Origin of the sequence: Rossellomorea marisflavi, assembly GCF_022170785.1 — a bacterium.
GTDB classification, from domain to species: Bacteria; Bacillota; Bacilli; order Bacillales; family Bacillaceae_B; genus Rossellomorea; species Rossellomorea marisflavi_B.
Genome location: NZ_CP081870.1, coordinates 654,677 through 675,075 on the forward strand (window position 1 = coordinate 654,677; position 20,399 = coordinate 675,075).

General features: G+C 50.4%; 17 protein-coding genes. 11 read left to right on the top strand and 6 right to left on the bottom strand.

Annotated elements, in window-relative coordinates:
* The first annotated feature begins 11 nt into the window (after positions 1-11).
* Positions 12-812, top strand: a complete 801-nt coding sequence (locus K6T23_RS03350) for a class I SAM-dependent methyltransferase (protein WP_079515377.1) — start codon at positions 12-14, stop codon at positions 810-812.
* Positions 813-928: 116 nt separating this feature from the next.
* On the opposite strand, the gene K6T23_RS03355 is transcribed toward K6T23_RS03350, so the two are convergent.
* The 4 genes from K6T23_RS03355 to K6T23_RS03370 are packed head-to-tail and all read right to left on the bottom strand — an operon-like array spanning position 929 to position 4,815.
* Positions 929-2,002: a sulfate/molybdate ABC transporter ATP-binding protein gene (locus K6T23_RS03355; RefSeq protein WP_079514787.1), complete on the bottom strand. Its 1,074-nt coding sequence runs from the start codon at positions 2,000-2,002 to the stop codon at positions 929-931.
* A gap of 15 nt (positions 2,003-2,017) precedes the next feature.
* Positions 2,018-2,899 carry a sulfate ABC transporter permease subunit CysW gene (gene cysW / locus K6T23_RS03360; protein WP_420493490.1) on the bottom strand — a complete coding sequence of 294 codons (882 nt, stop codon included), beginning with the start codon at positions 2,897-2,899 and terminating at the stop codon, positions 2,018-2,020.
* A 15-nt stretch (positions 2,900-2,914) separates the two neighbouring features.
* Positions 2,915-3,754 (bottom strand): sulfate ABC transporter permease subunit CysT, encoded by an 840-nt coding sequence (gene cysT / locus K6T23_RS03365; RefSeq protein WP_238283578.1) that lies wholly within the window; start codon positions 3,752-3,754, stop codon positions 2,915-2,917.
* Positions 3,755-3,777: 23 nt separating this feature from the next.
* A complete protein-coding gene (locus K6T23_RS03370) occupies positions 3,778-4,815 on the bottom strand; it encodes a sulfate ABC transporter substrate-binding protein (RefSeq protein WP_079514790.1) in 1,038 nt (345 codons plus the stop codon).
* 378 nt (positions 4,816-5,193) lie between these two features.
* Here K6T23_RS03370 and K6T23_RS03375 point away from each other — a divergent pair, with 378 nt between their 5' ends.
* On the top strand, positions 5,194-6,165 hold the full coding sequence (locus K6T23_RS03375; RefSeq protein WP_238283579.1) for a hypothetical protein: 972 nt from the start codon (positions 5,194-5,196) through the stop codon (positions 6,163-6,165).
* A 67-nt stretch (positions 6,166-6,232) separates the two neighbouring features.
* On the opposite strand, the gene K6T23_RS03380 is transcribed toward K6T23_RS03375, so the two are convergent.
* Together K6T23_RS03380 and K6T23_RS03385 are read right to left on the bottom strand one after the other, a co-directional pair.
* Entirely contained in the window at positions 6,233-8,140 is a 1,908-nt protein-coding gene (locus K6T23_RS03380; RefSeq protein WP_079514792.1) for a heavy metal translocating P-type ATPase, read from the bottom strand.
* A gap of 212 nt (positions 8,141-8,352) precedes the next feature.
* Positions 8,353-9,537: an MFS transporter gene (locus K6T23_RS03385; RefSeq protein ID WP_079514793.1), complete on the bottom strand. Its 1,185-nt coding sequence runs from the start codon at positions 9,535-9,537 to the stop codon at positions 8,353-8,355.
* A gap of 608 nt (positions 9,538-10,145) precedes the next feature.
* On the opposite strand from K6T23_RS03385, the gene K6T23_RS03390 reads away from it, so the two are divergent.
* From K6T23_RS03390 to K6T23_RS03430, 9 genes are all read left to right on the top strand, one after another.
* Complete coding sequence (locus K6T23_RS03390; protein WP_079514794.1) at positions 10,146-10,340, top strand: thiazolylpeptide-type bacteriocin; 195 nt, start codon at positions 10,146-10,148, stop codon at positions 10,338-10,340.
* A gap of 107 nt (positions 10,341-10,447) precedes the next feature.
* Positions 10,448-10,555: a hypothetical protein gene (locus K6T23_RS22345; protein WP_367024395.1), complete on the top strand. Its 108-nt coding sequence runs from the start codon at positions 10,448-10,450 to the stop codon at positions 10,553-10,555.
* Between the two features lie 413 nt (positions 10,556-10,968).
* Positions 10,969-13,413 (top strand): lantibiotic dehydratase, encoded by a 2,445-nt coding sequence (locus tag K6T23_RS03400; RefSeq protein WP_238283580.1) that lies wholly within the window; start codon positions 10,969-10,971, stop codon positions 13,411-13,413.
* On the top strand, positions 13,397-14,488 hold the full coding sequence (locus K6T23_RS03405) for a hypothetical protein (protein ID WP_238283581.1): 1,092 nt from the start codon (positions 13,397-13,399) through the stop codon (positions 14,486-14,488). Before K6T23_RS03400 ends, K6T23_RS03405 begins: the two co-directional genes overlap by 17 nt.
* Entirely contained in the window at positions 14,478-15,971 is a 1,494-nt protein-coding gene (locus K6T23_RS03410; RefSeq protein WP_238283582.1) for a hypothetical protein, read from the top strand. The genes K6T23_RS03405 and K6T23_RS03410 overlap by 11 nt, the downstream gene beginning before the upstream one ends.
* Complete coding sequence (locus tag K6T23_RS03415) at positions 15,968-17,593, top strand: YcaO-like family protein (protein ID WP_056533131.1); 1,626 nt, start codon at positions 15,968-15,970, stop codon at positions 17,591-17,593. Before K6T23_RS03410 ends, K6T23_RS03415 begins: the two co-directional genes overlap by 4 nt.
* On the top strand, positions 17,569-18,783 hold the full coding sequence (locus K6T23_RS03420; protein ID WP_238283583.1) for a nitroreductase family protein: 1,215 nt from the start codon (positions 17,569-17,571) through the stop codon (positions 18,781-18,783). The genes K6T23_RS03415 and K6T23_RS03420 overlap by 25 nt, the downstream gene beginning before the upstream one ends.
* A 5-nt stretch (positions 18,784-18,788) precedes the next feature.
* On the top strand, positions 18,789-19,634 hold the full coding sequence (locus tag K6T23_RS03425) for a thiopeptide-type bacteriocin biosynthesis protein (protein WP_238283584.1): 846 nt from the start codon (positions 18,789-18,791) through the stop codon (positions 19,632-19,634).
* Positions 19,631-20,398: a SagB/ThcOx family dehydrogenase gene (locus K6T23_RS03430; RefSeq protein WP_148797073.1), complete on the top strand. Its 768-nt coding sequence runs from the start codon at positions 19,631-19,633 to the stop codon at positions 20,396-20,398. Before K6T23_RS03425 ends, K6T23_RS03430 begins: the two co-directional genes overlap by 4 nt.
* Position 20,399: the final 1 nt, after the last annotated feature.

Genomic DNA, 20,399 nt, shown 5'->3' on the forward strand with positions numbered 1-20,399 from the left:
GAGAGATGTTAATGAACCAGAAAGACATGAGCCAGATTAACGAGACAGGGTGGAATCGACATGCGTATGATGCGTGGGTAAACCGGCATGGCGTTCCGGCAGAATATGCTGAGAAGATTAAACATAACCCTCGGAAATCCGTTGAACACTACCTGAACTATATGAATGGAGTCAAAGGAAGAAAGATTGTGAATCTGCTAGGATCGAAAGGAAACAAGGCCGTTTCTTTTGCACTCCTTGGAGCGGGTGTGACAGTTGTCGATCTTTCAAAGGATAATGCGCGTTACGCTTCGGAGTTGGCAGAAGCTGCAGGGGTAAAAGTGACCTATATCGTTTCTGACGTCCTAGACATCCCGGAAACCCAAAAGATCTCGGATGCGGACTACATTGTATTGGAGTTGGGCGTGTTGCATTATTTCCTTGATCTCGACCCATTGTTCGCCCTGATACATGAGGGGTTGAAGAAGGGAGGACGATTCATCCTGCGTGATTATCACCCGATGGTGTCGAAAGTATTGAGGGCAAAGGATGGGATGATGACGGTTGAGGGGGATTACTTTGACCGTGATATGAAAGAAGTTGATGTGGCTTATGCAATCCACCTACCCGAAGAACAAAAAAAGTCCCTCCCAAAAAATACAATCAGAAGGTGGACACTGGGGGAAGTCATCACGTCATTGGTGAGGGCAGGTCTTACAATCCAGCACTTGGAAGAAGAAGCAGGAATCAGATGGGCCTTTCCGGAAGGAACCCCGGAAGGATTTGAGGAAAAGATGCCGGGATTATTCACATTGATTGCGGATAAAAAGTAAGGAAGGGGACTGATGCGTGAGCGAAAGAGACAGGACTCCATCCAGCACATGCCGAATCCCTGTGTACATAAACAAATGTCCATTACCTTGACGGATCAGGTAATGGACATTTGTGTTTAGATAACATAATCCTCCGGTGGAAACACCTTCAGATGTCTTGGCTTGATGTAAACCGATTCTCCGATTTCGAGGGCGAGATCGCGGAATCGCTCTTTGGTGATTTCAGCCTCCACATATTCGTCCGTATCGGCCCGGATCAGCTCGACTCGGACGACGGCTCCGACAATGTGGAGATGGTTGACGGTGGCCTGAACGGTTTCGTCACCCTGAATCTCTTTGCTGATGGTGAGGTCATGTGGGCGAACGTAAGCGGCCGCTTCACTCCCACCCGAATGAGTGAGGTTCGGGGTATTCAAGACGAGATCCCCGTGTACGAGGGTTCCTTCATGAAGGCGGCCCTTGAAGATATTGACACTTCCGAGGAAGTCGTAGACAAACGGCGTCTGGGGGTTCTCGTATACTTCGATGGGAGTGCCGATCTGTTCGATGCGTCCCTGATTCATGACGACGATTTTATCGGCTACATCCAGTGCCTCTTCCTGGTCGTGGGTGACGAAGATACTGGAGATCTGGAATTCATCGTGAAGACGGCGAAGCCATCTTCGCAGTTCTTTCCGCACTTTGGCATCGAGGGCTCCGAAAGGTTCATCCAACAAAAGGACCTTCGGTTCAACAGCAAGTGCCCTTGCGAGGGCGACGCGCTGTCTTTGACCGCCTGACAGCTGGGAAGGGTAGCGGTCTGCCAGGGCCCCCAGCTTCACAAGATCGAGGAGTTCTTGGACTTTTTCTTTGATGACCTTACGGGATGGACGCTCCTTCCTCGGTTTTACCTTCAGCCCATAGGCGACGTTTTCAAAGACGGTCATATGCCTGAAGAGGGCATAATGCTGGAAGACGAATCCGACTCCCCGTTCTTTGGCCGTGATGGAGGTGATGTCTTGATGATCGAAACGGATCGACCCATTGTCGGGGGCTTCGAGTCCGGCGATGATCCTGAGGAGGGATGTCTTCCCCGAGCCCGATGGACCAAGGAGGGCCACCAATTCTCCGGTTTGGATATCGAGGTTGATATCCGAAAGGGCCTGGAACGTTCCGAATGATTTTGACACGTGATCAATGACTATGCTCATAGTATTCCCTCTCTATCAGTGGACATGGACGTCCGTTTGTTTTTGTCCCTTCCATTCAAGGAAGCTTTTAATGACAAGTGTGATGATGGCCATGATGGACATCAGGGACGCGACGGCGAATGCGGCGGCAAATTGGTACTCTCCGTACAGAATTTCGATATGGAGGGGCATCGTATTCGTGAGTCCGCGTATATGGCCCGATACGACGGATACGGCACCGAATTCCCCTATGGCCTTGGCATTTGCGAGGATCATGCCGTAAAGAAGGGCCCATTTGATGTTCGGCAGGGTGACATGCAGGAAGGTTTTCCACCCTCCTGCACCGAGGGTGATGGACGCCTCCTCTTCGGATGTGCCCTGTGCCTGCATCAAGGGGATGAGCTCCCGGGCTACGAAGGGGACGGTGACAAACAATGTAGCAAGGATGATACCTGGGACGGCAAAGACGATCTTGATATCATGCTCGAACAGCCAGTCACCGAATACCCCCTGTGCTCCGAAAAGCAGGACGAAGATGAGTCCTGCGATGATCGGGGAGATGGCAAAAGGCAGATCGATGAGCGTAATGAGGATGTTCTTGCCCCTGAACTGGAACTTTGTGATCGCCCAGGCGGCTGCGATGCCGAACAGGCCATTCATAGGGACCGAGATGAGAGCTACGAGCAGGGTCAGCTTGATGGCTGAAAGGGCTTCGGGCTGTGTGATGGCTGCCATGTAGACGTCCAATCCTTTATCGAATGCCTGAAGGAAGACTGTAATGAGAGGCAGGATCAGAAACAGACCCAGGAACAAGAGGGCAATGGTGATAAGCAACCACTTCACCCATTGTGGATCAGTCGTCCCCCTTGCCTGTATAACCGGTGCGGTTGAGCGTTCGATTGGCGGATGACCCGACAAAGCATTTCCTCCTTCCTACCTGTGAATGAATTTGCGATTGGTCCACCATTGAATCAAGTTGATGACCAGTAGTAAAAGAAAAGACGTCACCAGCATCACCGTGGCGATGGCAGTGGCCCCGGAATAATCAAACTGTTCCAGCTTCGTCAGGATGATCAGGGGCGTGATCTCCGTCTTGAATGGCATATTGCCAGCGATGAATACGACGGAACCATATTCCCCAAGGGACCGGGCAAAGGCAAGGGTGAACCCTGCCAGGGCCGCAGGGAGAAGCTCAGGGAAGATGACCTTCCTGAACGTCTGGAGGCGGCTGGCCCCCAGGGAAGAGGAGGCCTCTTCCACTTCCTTTTCTAGATTTTGAAGGACGGGCTGAACCATCCTCACCACGAATGGAAGTCCGATGAAGATCAATGCGATGACGACACCGATTGGGGTAAAGGCGACTTTGAACCCGAGTAGGCTGCCGATCCAACCATTTGGAGCGTAGACCGTCGTCAGTGCGATTCCAGCTACGGCTGTAGGGAGTGCAAATGGCAAATCGACGAGTCCATCGATGATTTTCTTGCCGGGGAACCGGTAGCGGACAAGGACCCATGCAAGAAGGACGCCGAACGCCACATTGATGAGGGCGGCGGCCAAAGAGGCCCCAAAACTCAGCTTATAGGATGCGATCACCCTGGGATCCAACACGGTATCAATGAACTCGGTCCATCCCATCCTGGCGGTGTAGAAGAAGATCATGGAAAGGGGCAGGAGTACAAGGATGCTCAGGTAGAGCGTCGTGTACCCCATTGTCAAACCGAATCCAGGTAATACATTGTGGCGTTTCGTTGAGCGGATTTTTCCTCTGGTCATGTGATCACCTGTTACCTTTCGTGCTATTCAGCGTAGATTTCGTCGAATGTTCCCCCATCATTAAAGTGGGTTTCCTGTGCTTTTTGCCAGCCACCGAATGCATCATCCACGGTCACGAGCTCAATATCGGCAAATTTGTCGCCGTACTCCTTCAACACCTCAGGATCACGCGGTCTGTAGTAATTTTCAGCGGCAATTCTTTGTCCGGTCTCTGTATAGAGATACTCAAGATAGGCCTTGGCAACTTTGGTTGTGCCTTTCTTCTCGGCAATCTTATCCACGACGGCTACAGGTGGTTCGGCAAGGATGCTGAGTGTTGGATTCACGATTTCGAACTCATCTTTTCCAAGCTCGTTGATGGAGAGATACGCTTCATTCTCCCAGGCAATCAGCACGTCACCCAGTCCCCGTTGAACGAAGGAGTTTGTCGCGTCACGTGCGCCTGAATCCAGGACCTCAACGTTTTTAAACAGATCCCTCATATATCCTTTGATTTTCTTCTCATCACCGTTGTATGTCTTATCTGCATAGGACCAGGCTGCAAGGTAATTCCATCTCGCTCCGCCTGATGTCTTAGGATTCGGTGTAATGACGGATACGTCGTCACGGATCAGATCGTCCCAGTCCTGTATATTCTTCGGATTTCCTTTCCGTACCAGGAAGACGATGGTGGACGTATAAGGCGTGGAATTGTCTTCAAGTTTTGACTGCCAGTCTTCTGAAATGATTCCGCGTTTTGCCGCGATTTCATCAATATCATAGGCGAGGGCGAGGGTGACAACATCCGCTTCCAATCCATCAATGACAGATCGTGCCTGTTTTCCTGAACCTCCATGGGACTGCTGGATGGTGACCTTCTGTCCGGTCTCTCCTTCCCAGTGCTTGGCGAATTCTTTATTGAATTCCTGATAAAGTTCCCTTGTCGGATCATACGACACGTTCAATAATTCCACAGCTTCTTTTGAATCGCTTCCTTTTTTACCGGCGGTTTCGCCCTGACTGCAGCCTGAAGCATAAAAGACCAGAGCTACGATGATCCCAATCAATGCATTTTTAACCATGTGAGTTCCCCCTCGTTAATTGTTTATTTATCAAAAAAAGACCGCGCTATGTGTAATAAGCGGCGGCCTTCAGTTTGTCTGATCAGCACTGGGATATTCTAATTTAAACTAATCATATTCACTTAATCGGAATTAGTTCCATGATTTTTTCATTACAGCAGATGAAAAACAAGAAAGCCCCAGTCATGTGTTTCGACTAGGGCCTTTGGTTGTCCAATCGGCAGTATTCTGATTAGATATAAGATATCTTACTATTCCGATAAAGTCAATTGGTTTTTTGAGAGAAATATAGAGGATGAGAGATTTATTGAGTAATAAGATTTTGATGTTAATAAAGATAAGAAGAGGGGATATATGTAAAAAAAGGAGGCTTTTCAGGTGAATAAAATGGTGAGCATCGCAGGAGTGGTTTTCATGGCATTCCTTCTTGCAGGTTGTCAAAGCACTGAAAAGGATGCGGTGGACACAGATGTCAAGCATGTGGATGAGACAGCCAAGGAAGAAGTGGAAACAACTGAACAGATGGATACAGAGACCGATGAGGGAAAAACAAAAGACGAAGCTGCCTCTTATGAAACAGTCAATGTGACATCAGATTACTTCATTGAAACCGACACCTATGATACAGGGCGGGAATTTTTGACGATGTTCACAATCAAACGGGATGACGGGAAGGATCAGAATAGGGAAGAGCGCCTGGCGGCTTCTCTCATGGAGAATGATCCTTCGGAACAAAAGATCCTTGAATCTTACACCAAGCTGACAGTCGAGGGGCAGAATCTTAGGGTGGATTTCCAAGAGGATGGAAACCTTCTTTCCGCCACTTCTGCGCAGCATTCGATGTTTTATGATTCTCTGTTGGGGATCAGTCATCTTTATGGCATCGAGGAGATCACGTTTGTGAATCCGGAAGGCGAAGAGAACATCACGGTAGCCGAACGGAAGGTGGATGCCCCGATCGTGGTGGCTGACGAAAGGGGAAGGTCGAAGGGGTACTATACCCTCTATGATAAAGAAGGGAAGCAAACATGGTTCCTTCCAGCAGGTGAGTTGGATGAAGGGGCTGGTGGAGAGGATTTGTCTTTTCAAGAAACCATCGAGATGATGCAGACCGTTGATCAAGAGGACGCGTTTTACGCATCAGCCATAACAGAAGGGCTGGAAGTAAAGGAGGTTTCTCTTAAAGACGGTCTTGCGATTGTCCACTATACGATGGACGAAGAGGAAGTATCAACATCTGACCGCATCGTCTTTGAGAATGCCATGCAGCTTGTAGCCCTTGACTTCGATGCGACAGAACTTCAAATGGTGAACGAGACGAAGCGTCAGAACAAAACATTTCCATTCTAATAATCCTATTAACATAAAAGACCTCAGCCGGTGAGTGCATTCTCCGGCTGAGGTCTTTTGGGCGGGATCATGAACGAAGCAATCGCAACCCGTTCAGGATCACCAGGATGGTGCTACCTTCATGCCCGATGACTCCATATGGGAGATCGAGGACTTGAAGGAAATTGGACGCGATGAGGAGCATGATGACAGAAATCGAGAAGACGACGTTCTGCTGGACGATACGCTTCATGCGCTTTGACAGCTTGATGGCTTCTGCGATCCGGGTCAGATCGTTTTTCATCAGGACGACATCGGCTGTCTCCAAGGCGACATCTGTTCCTTCACCCATTGCGATTCCGACGTTGGCTGTGGCAAGGGCAGGCGCGTCGTTGATTCCGTCACCGACCATGGCGACGGTCCCGAAGTCCTGTTTCAGAAGCTTGAGTTCATCCACCTTGGTTTCAGGAAGGCATTCAGCAATGAAAGATGAGACGCCTGATTCCTGTGCAATGGCACGGGCGGTCTTCTCATTATCCCCGGTGAGCATGATCGTTTCAACGCCTTCATCGGCAAGGAGCTTCAGGGCGTCAACGGTTTCCTTTCGTACAACGTCCTTCAACGCGATGAGGGCGATGATGACACCGTCACGCTCGACGAATACCGTCGTCTTTCCTTCAGAAGCCAAGATTTCATACCTGCCATCCATGAAAGCTGATGCAGCGGTGCCCATGAAATCGGCCTTTCCGATCTTCCAATCAGAGCCGTCCATGACGGCCTTGACTCCCCACCCCGAGATGTCTTCAAGAGAATCGGGTTGGGCAAGTTGGATCCCTTCGCTGCGGGCGTGCTTGACGATGGCCTGGGCGAGGGGGTGATTCGACTGATTCTCGATAGAAGCAACCACTTGAAGGGTCTTTGCTTCATCTTCAGAAGTCAGGAAGTCTGTGACAACCGGTTTGCCTCTTGTCAATGTCCCAGTCTTGTCGAAAGCGATGGCTTTCAAGTTACTCAGGTTTTCCAGATGTGCTCCGCCTTTGAAAAGGATTCCGTGGCGTGCCCCGTTGGAGATGGCAGAGAGGCTCGCCGGCATGATCGACGCCACTAGGGCACACGGTGAAGCGACGACAAGGAGCACCATGGCACGGTAGAAGGTTTCATTCCAGCTCCACCCCAATGCGAAGTGGGGAAGGAACATCATCAGCACTACGACGGCAAGGACAATCTTGACATAGGTCCCTTCAAACCGTTCAATGAACAATTGGGAAGGGGACTTTTCCGACTGGGCCGATTGGACGAGATCGATGATCTTTTGGAACAGGGTCTCGCTGCTCGGTTTTGTCATTTTGACCGTGATGGCCCCGTTGATGTTCACGGTTCCGGCATATACTTCATCATCCGCTGACTTGGTGACAGGGACCGCTTCTCCAGAAATGGCTGCTTCATCGATAGAGGTGCTGCCTTTTACGACCATCCCGTCCGTCGGTACACGCTCGCCTGGTTTGATGAGGATCAGGTCACCGATATCAAGGGAGCTGACCTGCACTTTCTTCTCACCGGTCTCCGTTATGAGCCATGCCTCTTCAGGCTGAAGCTCCATGAGGGCTGAGATTTCCTTTTGGCTCTTGTTCATCGTGTACGTTTCCAGGGCTCCGCTCACGGCGAAGATGAAGATCAGGATCGCGCCTTCAGTCCAGTAGCCGATGATGGCCGAGCCGACGGCAGCGAAAATCATGAGCATCTCCACATTCAATTCTTTGTTTTCGATCGTCTCCTCGATGCCTTCCTTCGCTTTAGCGAAACCACCGATGAAGAATGCAAGAAGATAAAAGATGATGCTCAAGGAGGACTCATCCTTCGAGAAGAGCCAGCCGAGGAGAATGAAGACCCCGCTGACAAGGGCGGCAATCAGTTCGGCGTGGGGTTTGATTTTTTCAAGAAGTGGGAGCTTGCTACCGGGACTCCCGAGACTTAGCGCTTTGGACTGTGAACTCATAGTGGATTCCTCCTCCAATGTGATGGAACTAATTGATAAAGAATGGTTCTCAATGAGAATAATAATCAACATCAGTACCCTTATAAAACGACGAAAGCTGCCACCGGATAGGATGACAGCAAATCTATTGAGATCCAAACTTTCAAATCAGTAATTTATAATTATTATAATTTATACTATCACATCTATATGGAGAAGGAAAGGATTATGTGCTAGTATTTTTCTGCTATTTCCCTTCGCCTCGTTTGAAGGGAAAAAGTCACAAGACTGATGAAGATGACAAGCAGCATGGTGGCAATCATATAGAAGAAACTAGATCCTTCAAGCTTCTCGATCGTCACTCCACCTATGAACGGACCGATCATGCTCCCGAAGCTGAAGAAGATCCCGCACATGATATTGCCCGCTGGCAGAAGCTCTTTCGGCAGGAGGTCGGTCATATAGCTGATCCCGAGGGAGAAGGTCGATCCGACGGCCATCCCGGCAAGGGCGAAGCAGGTGAAGAGGCCGATGGTGGAATGGGAAACGAATCCCGCCGCCGTGAAACAGCCGGTCCCGATGATCATCACGACAATCAAAACACTCTGCCTTCCGATCCTGTCACTCAGGATCCCGAGGGGGAGCTGTGATAAGATGCTCCCCGCCGCAAAAGCAGGAAGAAGGACCGCCACGGCATCCACGGATATCCCGTTCCTTAGGGCGAAAATGGGGAAGTTCCCATTCAATGATGCTTCAAGGAACCCATATCCGAGGGGAGGCAATAGGGCTACCCATGCGTATCGAAGGACTTTCCCGAACCGGCGGAATGATCCGACGAAGGTGGCGTCCCCCATATTCTCTGTTTCGGGGAATTCATTCTTCAGCTTGAAGACGAAGCCCCAGACGATAAGCGTCATGACGGAAGAGATGATGAACGGAAGCGCCTCATGAACGGCGAGAAGCTGGGTCATGAGCGGCCCGACGGTGAAGCCGATCCCGAAGGACAGCCCGTAGATGGAGATATTGCGACCCCTGTGTTCCTTTGGTGAAAACGACGTGATCCAGGTTTGTGTCGCAAAGTGAAGCATATGATCCCCCACCCCGATGCAGAGTCGGAGGAAGAACCAGAACCAGAAGGTCTTCCATATAGGGAAAAGAAGCATGGCGGCGGCCACAGTGATGCCGCCGATGATGATCATGGGACGATACCCGATCTTCTGAAGGGGCTTTTCCATGAGAGGGGAAGCAATAAGGATCCCGATATACAACGCAGTGGCATTCAATCCATTCAAGGAAGAAGACACGCCGTCCTGTTCAAATATGATGGCGATCAAGGGCAGGAGCATCCCCTGCGAGAATCCCGAAATCGACACGATGGCCACAAGGACCCAGAAGCGAAATGATAATTGTTTATTCATATGCACGGACTCCAGTCTATGTTGGTTATTCTTAGATGGTAACGGGTTCCCTTCATTTTGGCAATATGAGGATGAACCATTTGTCAGGGTTTAGGACATATGATCGAAAAAGGATTGGAAAAGGAAGAAGGTAAGAAAAAAAGCGGTGACTTACATAAAAAAATATCATTATAGTAGAAAAGTTAAATAATAGATCATGAGGTAATCGAACCCTGTAAATAGTGGGGGATAGAATTTAATGATGAAATTAATATTATTCCTGAAAGAATATTTTTCATTATATATAAGTGGGTCAGGGGAACTAGTATTAGGAGGGGGTACGGATCACTGCAAAAATGTTCTCATGTTCAAAGGTTGTTCCATCACACAACAAAGGAGTTGCAGATCTATTTCTAGTCATTTGGATGTGTTGATTCATTCGGACTAGATAGCGGTATTTTCAATATATCTTTCTCATTTTGGATGAGAGGTGAAGGGAAGAAAAATGGGTGCTATGCAGGTATAGTTATTGTTAAACAATTCAGAAAGGTTAATAAAATTCAACTAGAATCCTTTATTAACAGTGTGGTAATATTTTCATGATTCCAAGGGAAGGGAGGGAAAAGGTCATGAGTAATGGGACATTGAACAGTGTGGAGTCCTTGCTTCAGGAAATCGAATCGATTGAAGTGATGGAAGTATCAGAGTCCATGATGCTGTCTGAAACCGGGGCGACGAGTGGGTCGAGCTCATCGGGAAGTACGTCATGCTGCGGATCATGTTCATGTGTAAGCTGTGGTGCCTGCACCAGCTGTGGAGGCTAAAATCGATCGGGGGAGGAAATGAAATGATAAAGGCGGCAAATAACGAAGTAGCAGACTTGCTTCAAGAGATCGAATCTATCGAGGTCATGGAAGTGTCAGAATCCATGATGCTATCAGAAACTGGTGCGACTAGTGGATCCAGTTCATCAGGAAGTACATCATGCTGCGGATCATGTTCTTGCGTGAGCTGTGGCGGTTGTACAAGCTGCGGATAACGAATTCTGAAGAATCGGGGACTAATGATGACTACTAATCTTAAAATCGAATCCTTATTAGAAGAAATAGAGTCCATCGAAGTGATGGAAGTATCAGAATCGATGATGTTATCAGAAACAGGGGCTACTAGTGGGTCCAGTTCATCAGGAAGTACGTCATGCTGCGGATCATGTTCATGTGTCAGCTGTGGCGCTTGCGTAAGCTGCGGCGGTTGATGCAATGAAGGGGGACCGGTTTTCCGGTCTCCTTTTACCCCAAATCAAGTCGTTTGAAACCGGGACTTACCTCCTGAATGTTGGAATTTATTCCGAAACGATAGAAGGGCACCCAATAGTTTGTTACGATTCAAGTAGTTTGAATTTACAGAAAATACATATGGAGTGTGGTATACAAAATGCTCTTCCCGTGGTACTTGATCAGAGAAAACACGTTATCCTACAGCGATTTCGCACCACTCCGTTCCACTGAACTCGTTGATTTTGTCACTGAATCCCATTTGCACCTGGAGTCGTTCCAGCGCATGAAGGATGAAGTGGTGGCGGCACTTGAAGTCGACTTTCACGAAACAAAAGATCCCTCCCTCCTGAATGTGAAGCGGAAGGTCTTCAATCGGAAAGGCCTCAAGGAGGAAGAAGCCGTGACGGACGCCTTGGAGGAATACCGTCTGGTACGCGACTTCATCGAAGAAGATCGTGCTGCCGGTGAAGCGCTTTTCCATGCAACCGAGGCCAGTCACCGTCAACATCTGTGGACCCTCTTCAAAGAAAAGCCGGTCGTGACGAATCCGCTGCCCTTGGTGAATCATCAGATGCATCACAAGCTCGATAAGTTCCTGTCCACCCCGCCGGATACGCACAAATCAAAGGTGAAAAAAATCGATAGCACACTGCTTCGGATCGCCTCCCGTTCCACCTTCAAAACCAGTCCGTTCAGCTCATTCACCAGTATCGACCTGAAATCATTCACACCCCAACCAGAAGCTCCTGCACCCCAATATCAGATTGAATTGAATTATTACATATGGCAAAAAATCCTTCAGCTCATTGCCAACGATCCCGCCTTCATCCCTTATCTTACGTACCTCTACTCCGGTAGGCATGAAGATGGAATCGTGGATTTCACTTCCCGGATCGACTTGAACCGGGGGAAAATCTTTAACAACATCGAAAACCATTTTATCGCGAAGGACAATCCGATCTTCTCGGCCCTCTCCAACTTCAATCGTCCCATCGCTTACAAAGAAGTCCTCTCCCTCCTTGAGCCTTTCACTTCAGAGGAGAAGGCGGAACGCTTCTTTGTTGATGGCCTTCTGAAGAAAGGGATTCTGTATGCCGATTTTGAACTCGATGAGTACGCAAAGGATGTACGCGGGGATTTTTACAAGAAGCTCGGCTCCCTACCTGAACACCATAAGATCAAGCTTGTCGTCGAGACGATGGAAGCGATCGACGGCCTGGTGGATGAATATAGGCGATCAGGGTGGAAGGAACGCTTCGGGATCTATTCCAAGATCATGGGCCGTCTTGCAAGGATCGAGGAATCCTTTGGTTATACGTTCACGAAAGAAAATCTATTCTATGAGGACTATCTGGCACCCGCTAGCACCGATCTTGAACTGTCTGAATCCTTCATCCGTGAGATCGGCATCATTCAGAAGCTTGCCATTCTGACGAGTATCCCGCTTCAGTTCAAGTATGAGTTCGCCCATAGGTTCCACCAACGCTACAAAGGTAAGTCCATGGCCGTCAGGAAAAAAGAAGTGCGCGACTTGTATATGGAAGAAGTGATGAAATTCACGAATTGGACCGATATTTTGGCGGGTGTACCCGATTTGAAATCACCTGGCGGACAGGTGATGGAGGAGATCAAGGGGGAGATCCGGGACCTTTTCCAAAAAGCAAAGCATGGGGACGGCCGACTCATCGGAGATGAAATCCTAGCTCTGTACGATTCATTCATGGAGCGGACCGGATTTAGCAAAGAACATCTCTCATCTACAGCACTCTTCCAGAAAACAGAGGACGGCTATATTCTGAACAAGCTGTATGCGGGTCATATGAAGCTGTTCACCCGCTATTTCCAATACAGCCCGTCGATCTATGGAGATTCCCGTTTCAAGGAATATGTCGCACAGATGTGCCCGGATGTCCTTGAGATACGCGAGGGATTCGGATTCAACGCGAATCGGCATGAGACGTTCCTGAACCAACGTCTCCTCATTCCGGGAAGCAAGACGAATCCAGCCGATGAAACGGCCCACTGGAGTAATGATCTTCACTATCGTTACAACGAAGAGAGTGGGCTCATAGAGATTGTCGGAGAGGATGGCCCGCTTGAGATTGACTATATCGGAAGTCTTGTCGACTATATGATGCCCCCGAGCATCCGGATGCTTTCGACGGGGCTGACGCCGAGGTTCGATCCCGGTCTGGTGAAACTTTGGGAAATCCATGAGGAAACCCGGCCTGTGATCGATCACATCCCAAGGCTCCATCTTGGACATCTGGTGATCATGAGGGAGAAATGGCTACTTGATACGTCACACTTCCTGCAGGAGGAAGAGGTGTACGATCTTTACCGGAAGACGGTCACCCGCTTCAAGGAGCTCGGGTTGCCCCTTGAATTCTTCGTGAGCCGCATTGTGGACGCAGAGACCTACGACTTTGATAAATCGAATCGATCGGATATGAAACCTCAGTATATGAATCTATTATCCCCCTTGTTTTTCAAAGAGTGGGTCAAGCTTCTGAAGGAAGAATCAAGATTGGTTGTGGAGGAGCTTTATCCGGCAGGCGGGGGCGAAAATCATAACATAGAATACCAGGTGGAGGTGAGCATGGATGAAAAGCCTGAATGATTTGACGGAAATCCGCTTGTTCTTCTTCGGGAGTGAGGAGCAGAAGGCGAAGGTGTATGTCGACTGGGTGATCCCTTACTTCATGGAACTCGGTGTCCCTTTCCATGCCGAGCGTGACTGGTTCGGGGGGCCGAACTATAGGATCGTGCTGGAGGGGGATGTGAACCTGGAAGACGTAAAGTCCCGTTTCCGTTCCCACTGCATGAGGGAACATGGAGAAATCGACGAAGGGGAGATCCTTCGCAATCTGGCAGCCTATCAAAAGAACACGGCAGTGGTTGCAGGGATGGAGAGACGCGAGCATCGCGACGTGAGCCATCTGAATCATCTAGAGGTAGAAGCCGGCACCATCCCGGAGTCCTATGTGAAGAAGAGGTTCCACTCATTCCTTCACTTGAAGGTCCATACCGAAGCCCTATTCAAGATGCAATCCTTCATCAATCACCACCTGTCACAGTGGAGAGGGATGGATCAGACGGCGAAGATCAGCCATACCGCACGCTTCTTCAGGGATGTGCTCCCTTACTCGCGCTTCGAGGAAAAATACGCGGTTCTCGTATATGTATCCAATATCGAGGGGGTCCTCGCCATTGCTGAATCCATGAAGAAAAAGCAGGCATACATAAACACCTACGAGCGGGTGTACGACGTATTGAACCCCCGTGAGCTTTTTGCAGGAAAGGACTACGAAGAAGCATTCGGCATGGATTGGAGAGTGACGATCGGAAGCATCGACTCCTTGATCACGGCCAATCTTGAAGGTCTGGCAGGCGAAGAGGAAGGCTATTATTCCCATCGGGAGCAGCGGGAGCTCCTTTATCAAAACATCCGAGAGATCGGGAGTGGATTCCATGATGAACTGATGGCGAGGAATATCGAGGGGCTCCTCGACCACGAGGAGCATGCCCGCTTCAAGTATTTGATCAACGTGGTCTATAAGTTCATCCATATGATCGGCGTCTCCTTCAATGAGAAAAACGTGGCCTGCTATATCGTGAGCCGGTTAATCCTTGAGGAAAACGGGACCACATGGGACGAGATCCTCAAAGAAAGGGGAGAGTCCTTTGTTCCTTAAAACGAGAACGAATTTCTTCCCGTCATTTGATGAGAGTTCAGATGTGCTTCATATCCAGAAGAATGACACGCTTCAGAAGGTGAGGATGGAAAAGGGGCTGTATGAAGAGTTCCTTGGGATCCTGGGGGAGTTCAACGGTGGTTCCTCCGCAGATCTGGACGGGAAGTCCACAGACTATAAAAGGGTGCTCAAGTTCTGTCTCCACCAGGGGCTCCTTGATCAACCCTTGCACGACAATGAGCCTTTCCTTCTTCGTTACGTGGAGAACGCCTATGATGACTACAGGACGGTGTGGGATAAGATCGTCTCGACCCCGGTCGATGTGATCGATGCGCCACCATCCATTTTGGGGCTACTCAACGAAAACGATCTGCAGACAGGCGAAGGGGAAAAACGGACCATACGCTGGATCGATGGAATCGGTCTTGCAGACCCCGGGGATTTTGTCATTCTTCATGACAATGGTCATCATGCTTTCTTCATCCATGAGAATGAACGTGATCTTCAACTAGCTAAGGGTCTCGTACAGAGAGAGCGGAGCGGGGGTCCCTTGGAACTGGGAAAACGGGTTGCAGGTGTAAGGGCACTGGCGGAATGGGTCAAGCATATCGTGGATCCCCGTCGCAAGAAGCTCGTGACCGTGCTGTATGACACCGGTGAGTCTGCCGTTATGGGGAAAGAAGATGTCACCTCGACCCTCCCGCTGTATGAGAGGAAGTTCCTGGACGCGGATCCCGACCTTTCCTTCATCCAGAAGCTTGAAGGGCGGTGGACGAGCTTTCATTCCCTGGATGTGTCCATCAATGAGGGAGACCCGGAATTCCCCGTTCACCTCCATGTGGCTCCGTATGAAATCCGGTTCCAGGACTTTACGCATCGAAGCATCGACTATGAGTATAAAGATGCGGCCATTCACGCCCTGACAAGGGGAATCGAAGGGTATCTGGGCAGCATCGATGACAGTGGGTGGGTAGCAGACTACTCAAAGGAGCGATTTTATATCAGGGGGATGATCCCTTTCCTCGGTAAGACAGGGGAATTCGTCGAACTTGCTGCGTTGCCGGCACGATATGAAGAGCGCATCGGTTCAATCTTGGCACAGACGGACTCGATCAATGAGATTGCGGTCATCCTCGAGACACTGTTCCGAGAAGATGTATTCGTCTTATACCTGGTCGACCAAGACCGCCGGGTGCTCTACAAAGGTACGGCGGAAATCGAGCTTGGCAGGGAACTGAGCCGGGCGCTTGCATGGGTGACCGGTCATCTGCTCAATGGTCTTGAAGTTTGTGAAGGGACGCTGGAAGGTTCATTTAGGGCCATCCCTTTCCCCCTTGAACAGAAGACTCCATCCGATATCCACGCAGAGCTGACCCGTGAGCTTTCGGACATCCCGATCACGGAATCGGCATGGATCTACCAGGGTGATGTGGAAGATGCAGGGCTATATGTAGGAAAGTTTGAAAGGGGTGACGCAGGATGACGGTCATGACTGAAACCGGGCTTCCCATCATGGACCGAAACAGCCATCTTTTCGTAGGGCCGTGGAAAAAGGAGCGCGGACACGCCTGCTTTACCTGCTTCACCTCATACCTTACCTCAAATGGAAGTAACCTTGCTTCGATCCTTGACCAAGAACTGAGAGGACCTGGTGAAAGGGATTGTGGGAACGATCTCCATGGATTGGATGTTCATTCATTCATCAATCGCGTCCTCGTCATCGATAAGCGGTCGTGGTCGGTGACTTGGAAGAAATTCCGCAAGAATCCGTTCTGTCCAGAGTGTGGGGTGGAATGGGAAGAAGAGCGGAAAACGGAGCTTCATCTGACAGACGAACCCCATTTTAGGGTGAAATCAGGAAAAGAGATCTCCCAGCTTCTGAAACGGTATGAAGATGAACTGATTGATGCCGACACAGGAGTCGGAAGAGCACTCTTCCGCGATGCAGAATCGAATATCATCCCCATGTACGCCATCGAAGCGGTCATCCATGATCGGACGTTCTATTCATATGGGCGAACGACGGGGATCGCGGAATCAAGGAATGCGGCCATCCTTGAGCTCCTTGAACGCTATTCAAGCATGGTCCCGAGATTCAAGGCACCCATCGTTGCCTCTTATGAAGAGCTTGTTGCAAATAATAAAAAGGTGGTGCCGCCCGGGCGTTACATTCTGCGGAGCCCCCTAGATCCCGACCGCAAGCTCCACTGGACGAGCTGCCGGGAAGTAGGGACGGGAGAGGCATTCTTGATACCGGAGCAGATGATGTACTTTGATAATCAGCTTCTGAGGGGTGAAACCCGCTTCCTATACGAGACGTCCAATGGGACTGCCCTTGGCGGGAGTGTGGAAGAGGCGTTGGTGTATGCGATCCTCGAGGCGGTGGAGCGGGATTGCTTCCTCGTCCACTGGTATACGAAGCGCCTTCCACGAATCATTGATCAGGAAAGCCTGGCGAATCCCCATGTGAAAGGGATCCTCCGTACGCTTGATCAGCTCGGATACGAGACATACTTATTCGACATCACCCTCGAGACAGAGGTCCCAGCCGTATGGGTCCTGCTCCGTAACACCGATGCAGATGGGCAGCTTCATCTCTACAATGCCGCAGGCTCACACTTCGATCCCGAAGCAGCGATTTTCGCGGCCCTTGTGGAAGCGGGTACCTCGGTCATCGTGTATGAAGAGAAGCTCCGAGCTGAAAAGCCGGGCCTCTCCCACCTGATCGGCAGCCCGGAAAACGTCACCCACATGGAGGATCACGTGAACTACTATGCCTTCAGGGAGAACAGCGGTGCATTCGACTATCTCTTCGATCGGATGGCCGATCTTGAGCGCATCCGTGTGGAGGAGATGGCTCCGCGTTTCCCGTTCTCATTTAAAGGAATCGTCGAGAAGGTAATGGAGCACCATCCCCGGGTGTATTTCACCGACATGGGGAATGAACTCATCGATGAGATGGGGCTTTCGGTGGTGAAAGTGTTCATCCCGACTCTGCAGCCCATGACATTCGGGAAGCAGAACGAGAGGCTGAATATGGAACGATTGGAAGCATGGAGTGAAGGAGAGGTGGAGGTAGGATGCGAACCCCACCCCTTCCCGTAGTCGATCCTTTTCCTTATTTTACGGAGGAGCGATACGAACGCAACCGGTATGCCTATTCGATGAGAAGGATGCCGCCAACCACAGTCTTGGAATATCGGGACGGGGTGAACGTACCGGCAGAAGTCGCGGAGTGGATCAGGAGGACGTTTGCTTATGCTTCTTACGACCCCCTAAGTCCATATCCTTTTAGTAAATCCGTTCCTTCTCCAAGGGGTATCCATCCGTTCGTCCCGGTTTTCTCTGCTGGTGGAAACCGTTACGTCTACGATGCAGGCCGGGACCGTTTCGCCTTCGTTGGACGTGGCGGAAGGGAGAATCGGTTCTCCCTTTGCATCGACCTGTTCAGGGTATGCGGGGTATATGGTGAGTTTGGATTCCCACTGGCCCTGATGGAGTGCGGCCACATACTTGCCGACCTATATCCATCAGTGAAAAGGGGGCGATTTACCTTCAGGAACCATAATGAAATGCATCCCCTCGCCCCGTTCCGTAAAGGAGACCTCATCGAATTCTATGAAGGGGAGTTGCCGGTTTCCATCGAATCCGGATGGGACGATATCGGTGAAGACGGGGTCGGCATCCAAGATGACTTCGTTCAAGAGCTTCATTTTCTTGGAATGGAGCGATGGATGTCCCGAGCGGCGTCGGTCACCCCCTCCATCCCGACACTTCCCGGAACCATGGAAGGGAGGGCAAGGGGCGCCCGGACATCCTTCAACGGAAGGCTGGGTCTGTTTGCCCGCCCCTCTGTCATGGAAGGGATGACGTTTGCCAGGCTGCTCGAGATAGCCGGACGCTATGAGGCGCTGTCGATGACATTCTTTGTGCAGTCGGTTGATGGTATGGAGAAAGGGGTCTATCGAATGGAATCTGGCGGACCGAAGAGGATGGGAGGGTTCGAGAGTCTGAATGATCTTTTCTATGAAGGGAAACGGTCGATGAACCTGGATGGTCTGCCCCTTGCCATCATCTTATCCGTCCGAAACGGTGAGTTGGCTTCATTCATCCACGCCCATGTCCTCGCCGGTATGTGCGTGCAGGAGATGTCTGCTGCCTTTTCCGGAGAAGGGCGCTTCACCCGCCCGTTCAAAAATATCAATGACGCATACTTGAAGCAAACAGGGGAGTCGAAGCTATATGGATGCCTATTCGGATCCGGAACTTCCGCTACCCGGCAATCATGGAGGTGAATCTAGTGAACTGGCATTCTTATCATATCTTCATCCATGACATGAGTGAGCATGATCGATTCCTTCAGCAGGTGGTGCGTGGAATCGTGGATGATACGCACGTCTCTTCCTTCTTTTTCATCCGTTACTGGCAAGGTGGTCCCCATATCCGTTTCCGTTTCCAATCGGAGCATGCAAACGATGTGATCAGCGAGATGAAGCAGCGGTGCCGTGCATTTTTCCGGGACTACCAGCCCCCTTTCACACTGGAAAGGGAAGCCTTCTACAGCCGTCAACTCTTTGATGGCACGGTGCCGGATGATGCGGAGCTCTATTGGATGGAAGACGGGGCAATAAAGGAAATCCCCTACGAACCCGAGCTTGAGCGGTATGGTGGGGAAGACGTGATGGCAGAATCGGAGGCCATCTTTCATCAAAGCAGCCTGCTGGCCCTCAAGCATTTGGAAGGCATTGCGGGTCCTGCGATACCTAAGCGGCTGCTCCTGGCATGCGACTTTTTCATCGACATGCTCAGGGCTTTGACAGAGGAAGAGGGACATGAGCTCATCCGTCGGTACAATGCCTTCTGGTCCCGATTCGATCAAGGAAGCATCGATCCAGTACAGAGGGAGCGGTTCCGCACCCTGTACTGGAAGCAGCGGGCCATGGGCGGGCAGAGTGGTTCTCTGGAGCTGGATAGGATCAGCCAGATCGTGGAGGGGATCAACGGAAAGGGAAAGCGGAATCTTCTCTCGTATTTGATCTTCTCACACATCCACATGTATAACAATCGGATCGGCCTGCCGCCGAATCTGGAGAGCACCGTGGCGATGATCGCGGGAAGTAAGAAAGAAGGAGCGGTTGCGAAGTGAAGTGGGATTTTACATTCAGTGCAGGGGATACAACACAGCGATACCGGAATTACCATCGGTCGTCAAGTCATGCTCCGCTCATGCAGATGAGGAAGGCGCCAAGGCGGGAATACGAGGTCCGGGACCTTGATTCGAAGGGAAAGTGTGTCAAATGGCATATGGACCCGGGACGATTTGATCAGGCAGGAGGAAAAACCTTTGCCGATGTGATGAAAAACAGGAGGACATCATGGAATTTCGGCGAAAGGGATGTAACAGAAGAAGAACTGAAGGAGCTCCTGCTATTCAGCTTCGGTATCAGCGAGCCTTTGGAAAAAAAGCGTACCTACCCTTCCGGCGGCCAGTTCTATTCCCTGGAAATCTACCTGCTTCCGACCATCCGTTCCGTGGCATCAGGTCTTCTCGAGGAAAAAGTGTACAAGCTCAATGTGAATGAAGGGACGCTCGTGGAAATGGAGGATCTCGATCTGGCGAAGCTTCCCCTGCTGAGCGCTTCCACGGACGTCGGATTCTTCTCATTGAAGGAAGCCCAGTGCGTCGTCGTACTGGTGGGCAATGATCGTGATCTATCGGTAAAGTACATGGATCTTTCATACAGGATCATGCTTCTCGAAGCCGGCCACATGGCACAAAATTTCCTTCTCACCTGTACCAGCCTCGGTCTCTCGTCCGTGCCGCTGGGAGGGTTCCATGAAGGGGAAATCAAAAATATGCTGCAGCTCACGGACGACAAGATGGTGCTGTATACGCTACTAGGAGGATGAC